14 protein-coding genes and 1 pseudogene are annotated in these 12,179 nt (G+C 41.6%); 7 read left to right on the top strand and 8 right to left on the bottom strand.

Going from position 1 to position 12,179, the window contains the following annotated elements:
* Positions 1-4: 4 nt before the first annotated feature.
* Genes ACFX4X_RS00075 through ACFX4X_RS00060 form a run of 4 tightly spaced genes read right to left on the bottom strand, consistent with a single transcriptional unit; the run spans position 5 to position 4,644 of the window.
* Entirely contained in the window at positions 5-1,486 is a 1,482-nt protein-coding gene (locus tag ACFX4X_RS00075) for a Na+/H+ antiporter subunit D (protein ID WP_377380657.1), read from the bottom strand.
* The gene (locus ACFX4X_RS00070) at positions 1,479-1,820 is read right to left on the bottom strand and encodes a Na(+)/H(+) antiporter subunit C (protein ID WP_061465440.1); all 342 of its coding nucleotides are present in this window, start codon (positions 1,818-1,820) and stop codon (positions 1,479-1,481) included. The genes ACFX4X_RS00075 and ACFX4X_RS00070 overlap by 8 nt, the downstream gene beginning before the upstream one ends.
* Complete coding sequence (locus ACFX4X_RS00065) at positions 1,820-2,242, bottom strand: Na(+)/H(+) antiporter subunit B (RefSeq protein ID WP_377380654.1); 423 nt, start codon at positions 2,240-2,242, stop codon at positions 1,820-1,822. The genes ACFX4X_RS00070 and ACFX4X_RS00065 overlap by 1 nt, the downstream gene beginning before the upstream one ends.
* Positions 2,239-4,644, bottom strand: a complete 2,406-nt coding sequence (locus tag ACFX4X_RS00060) for a Na+/H+ antiporter subunit A (protein ID WP_377380651.1) — start codon at positions 4,642-4,644, stop codon at positions 2,239-2,241. Before ACFX4X_RS00060 ends, ACFX4X_RS00065 begins: the two co-directional genes overlap by 4 nt.
* Before the next feature lie 508 nt (positions 4,645-5,152).
* Between ACFX4X_RS00060 and ACFX4X_RS00055 the strand changes: the two genes are divergently transcribed.
* Positions 5,153-5,284 carry a DUF5366 family protein gene (locus ACFX4X_RS00055; RefSeq protein WP_377380649.1) on the top strand — a complete coding sequence of 44 codons (132 nt, stop codon included), beginning with the start codon at positions 5,153-5,155 and terminating at the stop codon, positions 5,282-5,284.
* Positions 5,285-5,835: 551 nt separating this feature from the next.
* Here ACFX4X_RS00055 and ACFX4X_RS00050 read toward each other — a convergent pair.
* Complete coding sequence (locus ACFX4X_RS00050; protein WP_377381048.1) at positions 5,836-5,979, bottom strand: transglycosylase domain-containing protein; 144 nt, start codon at positions 5,977-5,979, stop codon at positions 5,836-5,838.
* 13 nt (positions 5,980-5,992) lie between these two features.
* Positions 5,993-6,232: a transglycosylase domain-containing protein gene (locus ACFX4X_RS00045; RefSeq protein WP_284469348.1), complete on the bottom strand. Its 240-nt coding sequence runs from the start codon at positions 6,230-6,232 to the stop codon at positions 5,993-5,995.
* A 570-nt stretch (positions 6,233-6,802) separates the two neighbouring features.
* On the opposite strand from ACFX4X_RS00045, the gene kapD reads away from it, so the two are divergent.
* The gene (kapD, locus tag ACFX4X_RS00040) at positions 6,803-7,426 is read left to right on the top strand and encodes a 3'-5' exonuclease KapD (RefSeq protein ID WP_061465435.1); all 624 of its coding nucleotides are present in this window, start codon (positions 6,803-6,805) and stop codon (positions 7,424-7,426) included.
* Positions 7,427-7,463: 37 nt separating this feature from the next.
* Here kapD and kapB read toward each other — a convergent pair whose 3' ends face one another.
* Entirely contained in the window at positions 7,464-7,850 is a 387-nt protein-coding gene (gene kapB, locus ACFX4X_RS00035) for a kinase-associated lipoprotein KapB (protein WP_089361859.1), read from the bottom strand.
* A 178-nt stretch (positions 7,851-8,028) separates the two neighbouring features.
* Between kapB and ACFX4X_RS00030 the strand changes: the two genes are divergently transcribed.
* The 4 genes from ACFX4X_RS00030 (at position 8,029) to ACFX4X_RS00015 (ending at position 10,282) form a co-directional block, all read left to right on the top strand.
* A complete protein-coding gene (locus ACFX4X_RS00030; protein ID WP_284469350.1) occupies positions 8,029-8,619 on the top strand; it encodes a peptidylprolyl isomerase in 591 nt (196 codons plus the stop codon).
* Positions 8,620-8,752: 133 nt separating this feature from the next.
* On the top strand, positions 8,753-8,977 hold the full coding sequence (locus ACFX4X_RS00025) for a hypothetical protein (protein ID WP_089361857.1): 225 nt from the start codon (positions 8,753-8,755) through the stop codon (positions 8,975-8,977).
* 185 nt (positions 8,978-9,162) lie between these two features.
* The gene (locus tag ACFX4X_RS00020) at positions 9,163-9,639 is read left to right on the top strand and encodes a GNAT family N-acetyltransferase (protein WP_377380644.1); all 477 of its coding nucleotides are present in this window, start codon (positions 9,163-9,165) and stop codon (positions 9,637-9,639) included.
* Between the two features lie 28 nt (positions 9,640-9,667).
* Positions 9,668-10,282 carry a PH domain-containing protein gene (locus tag ACFX4X_RS00015; protein WP_061465430.1) on the top strand — a complete coding sequence of 205 codons (615 nt, stop codon included), beginning with the start codon at positions 9,668-9,670 and terminating at the stop codon, positions 10,280-10,282.
* A gap of 41 nt (positions 10,283-10,323) precedes the next feature.
* Here the strand turns inward: ACFX4X_RS00015 and ACFX4X_RS00010 are convergent.
* Positions 10,324-11,179 (bottom strand): annotated as a pseudogene (locus tag ACFX4X_RS00010) (manganese catalase family protein).
* Positions 11,180-11,320: 141 nt separating this feature from the next.
* Here ACFX4X_RS00010 and ACFX4X_RS00005 point away from each other — a divergent pair.
* Positions 11,321-12,076 carry a TraR/DksA C4-type zinc finger protein gene (locus tag ACFX4X_RS00005; RefSeq protein ID WP_284469351.1) on the top strand — a complete coding sequence of 252 codons (756 nt, stop codon included), beginning with the start codon at positions 11,321-11,323 and terminating at the stop codon, positions 12,074-12,076.
* Positions 12,077-12,179 lie beyond the last annotated feature (103 nt).

The raw sequence follows: 12,179 nt of genomic DNA, 5'->3' as shown, positions 1-12,179 counted from the left end.
GGCACTACTCCTTTAAAACCGCTTTAATATAAATATCGGGATTGATTAATGTTTCTGCAGCTTGTGTAATGAATGGGTAAATCGATTCTGTTCCTACTCCGAATAAAACGGAAGTGATAACAAGGAGGACGGCAGGAACCAGCATTTTATTCACCGTATTATTAGTTAAGGCATAATCAGCTTTTGGGGTTCCCCAGAAGCCATTCATGAATATTTTCATAACGGAATATAGAACCATCAAGCTAGAAAGTAAGACAACGGCCATTCCAAAGTAGGCCCCTTTTTCTGCAGCTCCCTGAAGAATCAAAAGCTTACCGGCAAAACCGCTGAACGGCGGGATTCCCGCCAATGATATGGCAGCTATGAAGAAAGTCCATGCAAGGGCCGGGTATCGCTTGATCAAGCCGCCCATATCCCGTAAATCATCCGATCCGCTGATTTTGATCATGATGCCAACCAGCAGGAAGAGCGCAGCCTTGATTAGCATGTCATGAATGATATATAGGATGGAGCCCGATAAGGCCTGTTCATTCATGACGGAGATGCCGAAAATGATAACCCCGACGGCGATGATGATATTGTAAATGATGATTTTTTTAACATCCCAATAGGCTATCGCACCAATGACACCGATGATGATGGTCAAGATTGCAAGTATCGCAAGGAAAGTATGAGTGAAATCCTGGTCATGGTAAAACATGAGTGTATAGGTCCTGAAAATGGAATATATCCCGACCTTTGTCAGCAATGCTCCGAATAGTGCCATCACCGGGATTGGTGGAGCATAATAGGACCCAGGGAGCCATTGGAATAGCGGGAAAATGGCTCCCTTCAAACCGAATACAATCAAGAAGCCAATTGCTATCACCGAGATGATTCCAGGCTGGTTTACTTCCGCTATCCTTTGGCTGATGTCCGCCATGTTCAATGTACCTAGAACTGAATAAAGGTACGCCACCATGATGACGAAAAAGGAAGAGGAAAGCACATTGACGATGATATACTTCAATGATTCCCTCAGTTGGATTTTCGTCCCCCCCAGTACAAGCAGCACGTAAGAAGCCATCAGCATGACTTCGAAGAAGACGAATAGATTGAAAAGATCCCCCGTAAGGAAAGCACCGTTAACACCAATCAGCAAGAATTGAAATACAGGATAATAATAGTGTCTTTCACGTTCTTCACCTATGGAGTAAAACGAGTAAAGCAGTATGGCAAATCCAATGATATTCGTGGTCAGGACCAGTAGAGAAGAAAGCATGTCTGCGACGATCACGATCCCGAATGGCGCATCCCAGCTGCCGACACCGAGAGTCAAGATCCCATGAGTATGAACCGAGAACACTAGATAAAGGGAAATCGCAATTCCTATAAGAGAGGAAAAAAGGGATATCCCTCTTTGCAGCTTGATTTTTTTTGAAAAGAAAATAAGAAAGATGGCTGTGAAAAGCGGCCATAAAACAGGCATGAAAGTAAGATTACTCATTTGTTTCCGTACCTCTCATTTCTTCCATGTCATCCGTACCGAGTTCCTGGTAGGTCCGGTAAGCTAGAACCAGCAGAAATGATGTGACTCCGAAACTAATGACGATCGCAGTCAAGATAAGCGCTTGCGGAAGCGGATCGACATAGGATGCAACTTTATCACTTAGCAATGGAACGGAATCGCCTTTCAGACCACCCATCGTCAAAATCAAAAGGTGGGCGCCGTGACTGAGCAGCCCAGTACCGATTATGATTCTTAAAATGCTTTTTGAAAGCATTAAATAGGTCGCACACATAAATAGTATTCCAATGACAATGGCCATTAAAAGTTCCATTATTCACTCTCCCCTATCGTTTGAATAATGGTCATCGTTACACCAACAACCACAAGATAAACACCCAGATCAAACAGTACCGCGGTATGAAGCGAGATGTGCCCAAGAAGAGGCAAATCGATATAATGATATACATGTGTCATGAGCGGCACCCCGAAAAGTAACCCGCCGGCAACAGTCAGGCTTGATATGAGCAAGCCTGAACCAATCATTAGCTTATAGTCAATCGGCAAGATGCCTGCGACGGTTTTAATGTCGAAAGCGAGCAACAGCAAGACTATGGCAGCTGAAGTCATTAAACCGCCGACAAACCCGCCTCCTGGCGAATAATGCCCTCCTAAAAAGATGGCTACCGCAAAAAGCAAGATAACAAAGGCGGCTACCTTCGTAACCGTTTGGAGAATCAGGTCATTTTGCTTCATGATTTATCTTTCCCCCCTGTCAAACGCAATTTGATCATCGCGAATATTCCGAGAGCAGCGATGGAAAGGACACTGATTTCAAACATCGTATCAAGTCCGCGGAAGTCAACGAGAATGACATTTACGACGTTTTTCCCGCCTGCTTCTTTATAAGCATTTTCAAGATAGTAACTTGATATGGAATCAAATAGTTTATTGCTATGTGCCGATAAGGCAATCAGTGTCACGATGACTCCTACACCAATGGATATCAGGGCGTTATTCAACCTGAATGTCATCCGTTCTTCCTTTCTGCTTGCCATTAACGGAAGGTGGAAGAAACAGAGCAAAAACAGAGATACCGAAATCGTTTCGATGACCAGTTGAGTCAAGGCTAAATCCGGTGCCCGCAACAAAACGAAAAATAGGGAAATTGTATAACCGACCGCTCCTAGAATGATAATGGAAGTTAAACGGGATCTTGCAAACAAGATGGCGATCGAGCTAATCACGATGATTGCCGCTAATACCAATTCATATAAGCCGATCGGGGCAAAATTTCCTGTATCCAATTTAAAGGCATCCTTCCAATAGAGTGTAAAGCCCAATGAAAGAATGAAGAAAAGGAATATGGAAAGCAAATACGTCCGAATCGAACCTGTCATTAAAAATTTCATGACGGAGGATGCTGATCGTTCCAGCCCCCTTATCCCGTTATCATAAAGAGCATTCAGGGATAAACGTTCAGGCATCCACTGGTGGATCTTTTGCCACCTCGGAAACGTTTTGTATAAAATGATTCCAAATGCAATGATGCCGACAGTCATCCAAAATTCAGGTTGGAATCCATGCCAGAAGGCGATATGGACTTGGAAATCCGGACCCGCCAAGCTTGGCTGTATGCTAGCTACCGCAGGTTCAATGATCGATGAAGATAGCAAGTTTGGAAAGATACCGAAAATGATGACCAACGAAGCAAGGATGACCGGGGAAATCAACATCCCGATCGGTGCCTCGTGGGGCTTCTTGTCCAATAGTTGTAACTGAAGTTTGCCTGTAAAGGGCTTGAGCACGACGATCATGCTGTAAATAAAAGTGAATACGCTGGCAACCCATGCTATCACAGGGAACAGTATGCCCCATGTCTCCATATTGAAGATATTCAATTCCAATACATTCACCATGCTGGCCAGGAACATTTCCTTACTTAAAAAACCATTGAAGGGCGGAAGGCCAGCCATTGAAAAAGCACCTATGACGGCGACGGTGAAAGTAATCGGCATCAACTGCATCAATCCGCCAAGCTTCCTGATATCACGCGTACCGGTTTCATGATCAATGATGCCTGCAACCATGAAAAGGCTGCCTTTAAAGGTCGCATGATTAATTAGGTGGAATACTGCTGCAACCGTGGCCGCCAAGTATATATTTTCCCCTAACGAATCAAAGTGGAGAGCCGCCGCACCAAGTCCCAAAAGCGACATGATCAATCCGAGCTGACTGATGGTGGAAAAAGCGAGAATCCCCTTTAAATCAGTCTGCTTGATTGCAGAGAATGAGCCCCAGAACAAGGTAATCAATCCGGCAATCGAAACGAGCCAGAACCATAATCCGGATTCTGCAAAAACAGGACTTAAGCGAGCAACCAGATAAATTCCGGCCTTGACCATTGTCGCGGAATGAAGGTAAGCGCTGACAGGTGTCGGAGCTTCCATCGCGTCAGGAAGCCAGATATGGAACGGGAACTGTGCTGATTTGGTGAATGCGCCAAGCAGCACAAGCAAAAGTGCAGGAATGAAGAGCGAGTGGTCCATAAGTTCCCCGGTTTGTGCTATCAATTCACGTATACTGAATGTGTTTCCCATAATGGAAAGGAGAATGATTCCTCCAAGCAGGCTTAAGCCTCCAAGCACGGTGATCAGCAGGGATTTCTGCGCTCCATAACGTGAACGCTCCCTTTCGTTCCAATATCCTATTAATAGAAAAGATGATAAACTCGTGAATTCCCAAAATGAATAAAGGACAATTAGATTATCGGAAAGGACGACGCCCAGCATCGCTCCCATGAAAAGCAAAAGGAAGACGTAAAATTGGTTCAGCTTTTCTTTCTCTTTCGATAAATAGAAAACCGAATACAGAACGACAAGTGAACCTATCCCTGTAATGAGCAAGGCGAACAAAAGTCCTAGTCCATCTACATAGAAATCAATATGAATTCCGAGTGAAGGAATCCATGCAGCCCTTTCCGTAATGATATCCCCTTGTTTGGTCAAGGAAATGAACCTTGAAAAATAGGTGAAAAGGAGAATCGGTAAAATCAATACAAACCATCCTGTATGTATTTGTCGGAATAGTTTGTATAATATTGGTACAATAAGTGCAAATAGAAACGGTGATAATACCGCCCAATGCAGTAAAGACATAAACTCCCCCCCCTTTTTAAAACGAAGTCATTCGTCTTATTATGCTTTTTTTACGCAATCTTAGACGTTAGAGAACCTTCGTTGAATATGTATTTTTGATTCGAATACTTGCCTCGCTTAAAAGTATAACGCAATTTATGTGGGTTTGCATGGCTTTAAGAACAGTGAAGGCCGACTAAAAATGGAGTTTTATATATAGGTAGAAAAGGAGGGGAAATCGTCCCGAAAAATTTTAATTTAAAAGTTTTAAAGGGTGAATTAGTAGAGAATTCTTTGTTAAAAAGTGGAATAGTTTGCATAATGTAGGGAAAAGGATGCATGGATGGAGAATTCATGAAAAACGCTTATTTACTTAGCTACTTTCCAATCATTTCAATCCTACTATTCAGCCTCTCCTTTGCCATTTATGGGAAAATGCAAATGCTCATGTTATTTAGAAATCTGCTGATCGTATTGCTCCTAAATTTTTTATGGTTTTTGCCGGATTGAAGTTGATCTCCGATACTATATGGAGCAGTCTTTATTATTCCTTTCCAAGGCTTCGGAAGGTAAAACACTGAACAGTGTAAGAAGGGAATCTGTCATATATGTAATTGGCGGTGCTTATTCATTGTTCAATACATCCTTATGGCGGGTGTGATATAGGACTGAGCAAAGGCAGTACTTAGTGTGTCCAACGCATAGCTGTCACCGCTATAATTCTTTGGACAATAGTTTTTGCTCAATAGCTTGCTCCGCTAACTGGGTGATTGATGTCAGCATCCGTTTCTTCTATATAGTGGGCAGAATCAAGGAGTGGGGTTAATGGCTGACCCTGGCTGCCGATAGTTTTGGTATGCCCGATTGAAAGAATTTTTTTTATAATCCTTTTCCCCAATCAAAGAGACAAGCTCGTGCGTATGATGCTGTATAACCACTAAAGCTTCCTCGATATCATTGCACCGATTTTTGATTGTACAGCAGTCTTGGGCTTTAGTTTACAGCTTGGTATCGAGTGCGGTATGGATGGTTACACCGGAATCAAAAGCTTTTCAATCCTTTTATCCAGCTCTGCCTCACCTGATGGCGTATAGCCACATCAGAACCTTGCAGGGATGTTATGAGACCTTCAGAGGATGTCACTAGGTTTTTCAATTCCTGATGAGCATATGTCACGTAATCGGGATAATAAGTCGACCGAGGTGGACAAGTCTAATTTAATCGTACTTCCGATCTTCGGCACATTAAGAGTTTATAGTTTTTCGGATTATTAAGGATTACTGCCAGTAAGGTGAGTTCTGCCTTTGATAACTTCCCAGTCGGTTTACTGAAATAATACTGGGAGGCAGCTTCGATCCCATATGATCCATTACTGGAAATATATCGTATTCAAATATAGCTCCATGATTTCCGGTTTTGAATTTTTTCGCTCTAATTGATAGGCGTAAAAGAGTTCATTAAGTTTTCGGTTATACGTCCTTTCATGGGAAAGGCAAACACTCCTGGTGAATTGCTGGGTAATGGTACTGCCGCCTTGTTCGATTGTTTTATTTTGTGAATTGATAAGATGCGCCTTCCATGCCGGACAGGCCAACACCTGCATGATCATAAAAATTTGTGATCCTCTGTTATGCTGAAAGGGAAATGGTTTTCCAGAAAAAGGGGATGCCATCAAGTTTAAGATAAGTCCGTTTTTCACCATTGGAAATTTCACTGATCACTTTCCATTTGCAGCCGTCATGTAATTAGTCCTGAGCCAGCTCTATCGAATCAATGGGATTCCTAAGTGAAGTACATGATAGGGAGTTTGGGCTAAGGATCACTTGTGATAGGAAAGGAAAATGAAAAGGACAATACAGGAACTGTGAAGAAAATCGTGATATAACCAAGATACGTGCGCATAGTTCAACTTCCTAACTAATATATTTTTAGTATATTCTTGGCGATAATGCAGGGATTAAAGAATGGTACTTTCGGTTCGTCCAAACACTAAAACCAATTAAGGAAAATAATATATAGTTTTGAGTAAATCAAGAATGATGGCAGAAGTCGTATCTAAATGGTGTAATATGATCCAATGAAAAACTTTCTAAATCTTCTGTTATAATATTCTCATGAGAAAATAAAAACCAATTTTTGTTTGTATGTTGACGTCAAGAATAAGAAGGGGGTCATTAAAATGGAGGAACAACAGCAATATGTATTCATTGATTTTGAATTTACGATGCCGGAAGGAAAAGCGAATCCAGTAGGTTTTTATCCAGAAATCATTGAGGTCGGTTTAGTCAGCGTCATTAATGAGACAATTCAGGAACAATTCTCTTCTTTTGTTAACCCATTGAAATTTCCAGTCCTAACGGGGAGATGCAAGAAGTTCTTGAATATTACCCAAGATCAGGTGGACCGGGGGATTTCATTTGAAGAGTTGATTTCTTTATTGAAGAAAATAGATGAGCAGCACCCGACGACGATTGTGACTTGGGGAAATATGGACATGAAGGTACTTCGCCAGAACTGTCAGAAATCAGGATTGGATTTCCCTTTTTCAGGAAAACAAATAGATCTTTGCCTGGAGTATAAACGCTTTTTCGGAGATCAAAATCAAACCGGACTTTGGAAGGCTGTACAGGCCTATGGCAAAGAAGGGACAGGCAAGCATCACAGGGCGTTGGATGATGCAATTACGACATATAATATATTTAAGTTAGTAGAGAAAGATAAAAGTTATATGCAAAATCATGAACCGACGACAATTGGCGATCGCATTGATTTATCAAAGGTATTGAATCATTTAGCGTTATAAAAGCCAAATCATATACTACTGATTTGGCTTTTATGCTTTATTTGAAATAATCCGCCGCCAGATCTTCAAGCAGCTGTAAGCTTTTATCATTCCACTCTGTGTTTGCTTCGCTTAAGGTGTGTTTCATTTTCTCAACAGCTTCTCTTAAGGACTCCTTATACTCAGGAATTTCCTCTTCAAAGCCCCTTACCATATTCTTAGGTACATTGGTTTGCTCCCGGAATGCAAGAGCACGCCGCTGATGGAACATGGACACTTCTGTTTGCTTCGGGTTATGAAGATCCCCCTGCATGGGATGCTTCATGACAGCCAACACTTTAACAAGATATGCAGCAGGTCTGATATCGGTGATTTCCCCGATGTATTTTCCGGTTTTATATATGGCGGTAACCTTATCGCCGATTTTAAAATCCTGTTCTGACATTTCCCTACCACCTTTCTTTTAACTTCCTTCATGATACATAAGAACAACGATTTTTCACAGCGAATTCGTTCAATTTCGCAAAGATGCTTTTTTTATGAAAATCGTGTAAAGTGTACAAATGAAGATGGAAAATGGCGTTACAGGCCATTTATTTAAAAAAAGAAAGAGGGTATATACAATGACAAATTTTCCACAATTAACAAGTGAAGTTTTGGAAAATGAAAAAGCGGTCATCATGCAAACGACGATGGGCGATATTAAAATTAAATTATTCCCTGAGCTGGCTCCAAAGACAGTGGAAAATTTCATGACTCATGCTGAAAACGGTTACTACGAAGGAATCATTTTCCACCGTGTCATCAAGGATTTCATGCTTCAAGGCGGAGATCCGACAGGTACTGGAATGGGGGGAGAAAGTATTTGGGGAGCTCCATTTGAGGACGAGTTCTCCATGCAATTATTCAATTTGCGTGGAGCTCTTTCCATGGCAAATGCAGGTCCGGGAACAAATGGCAGCCAATTCTTCGTCGTACAGGCCCAGCATGTAGACAGCAGGATGGGTGAGCAGATGAAGCAAGCCGGTTATCCGGAAGAAATCATCAACGCTTATATGGAACAAGGCGGCACACCATGGCTGGACCATAAACACTCTGTTTTTGGACAGGTGGTCGAAGGCCTGGACGTTGTTGATACGATTGCTAATGTAGAGACAGTTGCGGGAGACAAGCCAGCAGTGGATGTAGTCATTAAAGGAATCACCATTTTATAAATAAAAGAGAAGCGGGGGGCTTAGTGCCTCTCGTTTTTTTAGGTTTTAGCGGGTTTGCTCCACTAGTGGATTGTTCTGGCAATTGATATAATGGGCTAAAGCATTTTAATTCCTATAAGGAAGGATGTATCGAATGGACTTTCTCAATCATACTTTACTAGGTTTGTTTCTTTACTTTCCAGAAGACAAGACTGAATATATCTCTGCGGGTATAACATGCTTCATCTTTTTAGTAGCAGCCGTTTTAACGATGAGGGCAATTATAAGATATTCAAAAAAAGAAGAACTGAAAACTAAGCAATTCGAAGATGAAGTCACTAAAAGGAACCAGCGTATAAAGGATGATACTATTTCTTGATTCCGGAAGATGCGAGTGGATTCACTAGAGTGCCAGCCTTTTTTTTTGCTAATTAGAATATGAATGGTATTATGTTTTGTTAGAAGGCCGTAAAGGACCTGAATGAAGAATAAACTGTTCCCTTATCAGCATAAGCAATTTATACTATAAGCATAGAGATAGAAACTTTGGGGGCGTAAATAGTTATGCAAATCGTAGCTAAAAGAATGATTGCGACGGATACAGTTAAGAGTTTTTTCATTCAGCACTGGGAGACGACTCAAGTCGTTTTTTCAAGAGGCTTGTTTCATTATGCGGAACTTGAGGGTTTTGGAGTGATGGACGAGAATGAAAAAATCATGGGGTTGGGAACATATAAGTTGTCCGACCATGTATGCCAAATCATTTCTTTGAATAGTGAGCATGAGAATCAAGGAGTGGGCTCATCGTTGCTTTATGTAATGGAAAATACCGCCAAGGAGAAAAGTTGCCATACTATTAAAGCGATTACAACGAACGATAATTTACAGGCATTGAAGTTTTTTCAAAAGCGTGGTTATGTCATTGCGGAAATCGTTAAAAATGCGGTTGAAGAATCACGGAAAATCAAACCTGAAATACCATTTTACAGTTTTGAGGGAATTCCTATCCGAGATGAGATAATACTGGAGAAATACTTATAATGCCTGAATTTTGATAGGGGGAATAGGGATGTTTAAGAAAATTGCGGCTGATGCCCTTGGACTTAGTGATATTGGAAGTGTGATTAGCCCTGCCAATTATGACAAGGTGGATGCAGATGACTATATCATGCATGAAGACGAGGAAAAAATTTATTTCCTGATAAAATCGAAAACCGATGAGTACTGTTTCACGAATCAAGCGTTCATACATTTGGACGGGACAAGTGCCATAAGCAAAAAACGTACACTTACAAGATATAGCTACAGCCAGTACAATATTTCCAGCGTAACACTTGAAACGGCAGGGACCGTGGATTTGGATGCGGAAATTAAATTTACGATCGGTGCAAAGACGTTCTCCATTGATGTCCATAAGAAGTTCATTGAAGAATTAAAGGATTTGTTCAAATCATTAGTTAAAATATCGGAAATTTGCCATGAGAATGAATATGCCCTTCAATTTGCACAGCAAAGCGTAAACCTTGCTTCTTCCACTTTGAACCAGGTTCGGACAGAGGGAAGCCAAATGGCTGCAAGTTTCAAGGAAATTAATTCCGCAGCTTTCGAATGGTTGATGGACAGTCGGAAAAAGTACCATGTGAAAGATTTTGGCTATGTTTTTGAGAAATATATAAATAATTAAAACAAGGAGGCGAACACGGAATGATGTGTCCGCCTTCTTTTTTAATTGTTCAAATCACTCAAACCAGGGCTGTGTTCATTTGGCATATCTGGCATTTCCGGGACCGGGAATCCTTTTGGCGGCTCGGTAACGGCAAGGTTTCCGCCATTTCGGCTCGGTGTCTCCCCTTGGAAAATTTAGCCGATTTGAGTTTGATCCAGCCTGAAATTGAATTGAGCATTATGATAGCCCAAATCCACATATTTTCGGCATTCAGGATATTTGTTCAAATCATAATTAGGTATAGGGAAGATCTTCCCCCAGCTGACCCCAAGAGTTTCCAATGCCTTGGCAAATGCATTTTGATGGGCATTGTCGCGGACCATTAAAAATGCCAGTGTTTCACGCATTGCTTTATTGGAGCTCATTTCATATATCCTCGACTTTTGCAAAACCCCCGTAGATTCAAGGATGACATTATTCAAAAGGTTCGCCACAAGATTGCCGTGATCATAAACCCAAGATCCATTCCATGGATTGCCGCCAGCGTCGACGTAGGGACGCTTTCGCACCGATTATGAAATGATGTGGATTTGCACCACTCTGGATGGCATCATCCAATGGGGCACCATCGATCCCGGAATCTCCGGGCATATCCCCACCAACCTCATTCAGCAACTGGTTGATGGTTGATTGGACAAGTTCTACGTGGCTTAGTTCCTCTAGGAAAACCCCGCGGATTAAATCACGATATTGTTTAGCGTTGCCGCGGAAGTTGGCACTTTGGAAAGAATACTGCATCATCGTCCGCATTTCACCGAATTGCCCTCCAAGCGTTTCCTGAAGAACCTTTGCTGCATTGGGATCAGGCTTATCTGGAACGATCATATTGATTAAATCTTCTTTATAGAAATACAATGAAAGCCCTCCTAGAATCAATATTTCTAATTTAGCTTCTGTTGCCTCAATTAAATTATTCCTAAGGTAAAAAGTACCTTTATGGAATGAAGGGAAGAGAGAAATACTAGAGGGAAGAACGATTTTGAAAGGATGTTGCACATGCTATCCAATCAGCAGCTAAAAGAATTTCAACAGCAATTGCAGCAAACGAAGCAAGAGTTGAAAGAGCGATTAAATGATTCAGGCAACTACGATTTAAGAAGAAGCTTGGAGGATTCGACAGGTGAGCTATCGAGTTACGATAATCATCCCGGCGATGAAGGAACCGAGTTATATGAACGGGAAAAGGATTTGGCCCTTTCCGAGCATGATCGGGATGAAATAAGGGATATTGATCGAGCGCTTTCTGCCATCGAGGCAGGTGAGTATGGAAAGTGCGAGGTTTGTTCAAAGGAAATACCTATTGAACGTTTGAAAGCCATGCCTACAACGACTTATTGTGTCGAGCATACCCCATCACAGGAAACTTCGCACAATCGGCCGATCGAAGAGGAAGTGCTGGGACCACCGTTTGGAAAGTTTGATTATGATGACCGGCACGAATCGGTTGCTTACGATGCGGAAGATTCGTGGCAGGATGTTGCCAGTTATGGAACATCTGAATCGCCTTCCGATTTTGTAAATCCGCCAAGCGATTACGAAGATATGTATGTTGAGTCCGAAGAAAATATCGGATATGTCGAAGATTATGAAAATTTTGTTGGTGTGGATATATACGGTAAAGAGGTAACGGTTTACCCGAACTCCCAATATCAAGAATTGAAGGAAGAACTTTTTGAAGAAAATATTCAAACTCCGTTTGGTGATTTGCCGCGATATGAGCATGATCCTTATGTTGATGAAGAGAAAGATTGAAAAAAAGAACCAGGATTTTTTAAACCTGGTATTATCCCCTACAGGTAGACAGAGTAAAAAAGAGAGCATGATAAAATGTTCTTAACAGTCTATCTGGGAGGGG

The organism is Peribacillus sp. YIM B13481, assembly GCF_042787985.1.
In the GTDB taxonomy this organism is placed as follows: Bacteria; Bacillota; Bacilli; order Bacillales; family DSM-1321; genus Peribacillus; species Peribacillus simplex_A.
The sequence above is the reverse complement of the archived record's forward strand: the minus strand, read 5'-3'. Positions and strand labels throughout refer to the sequence as shown.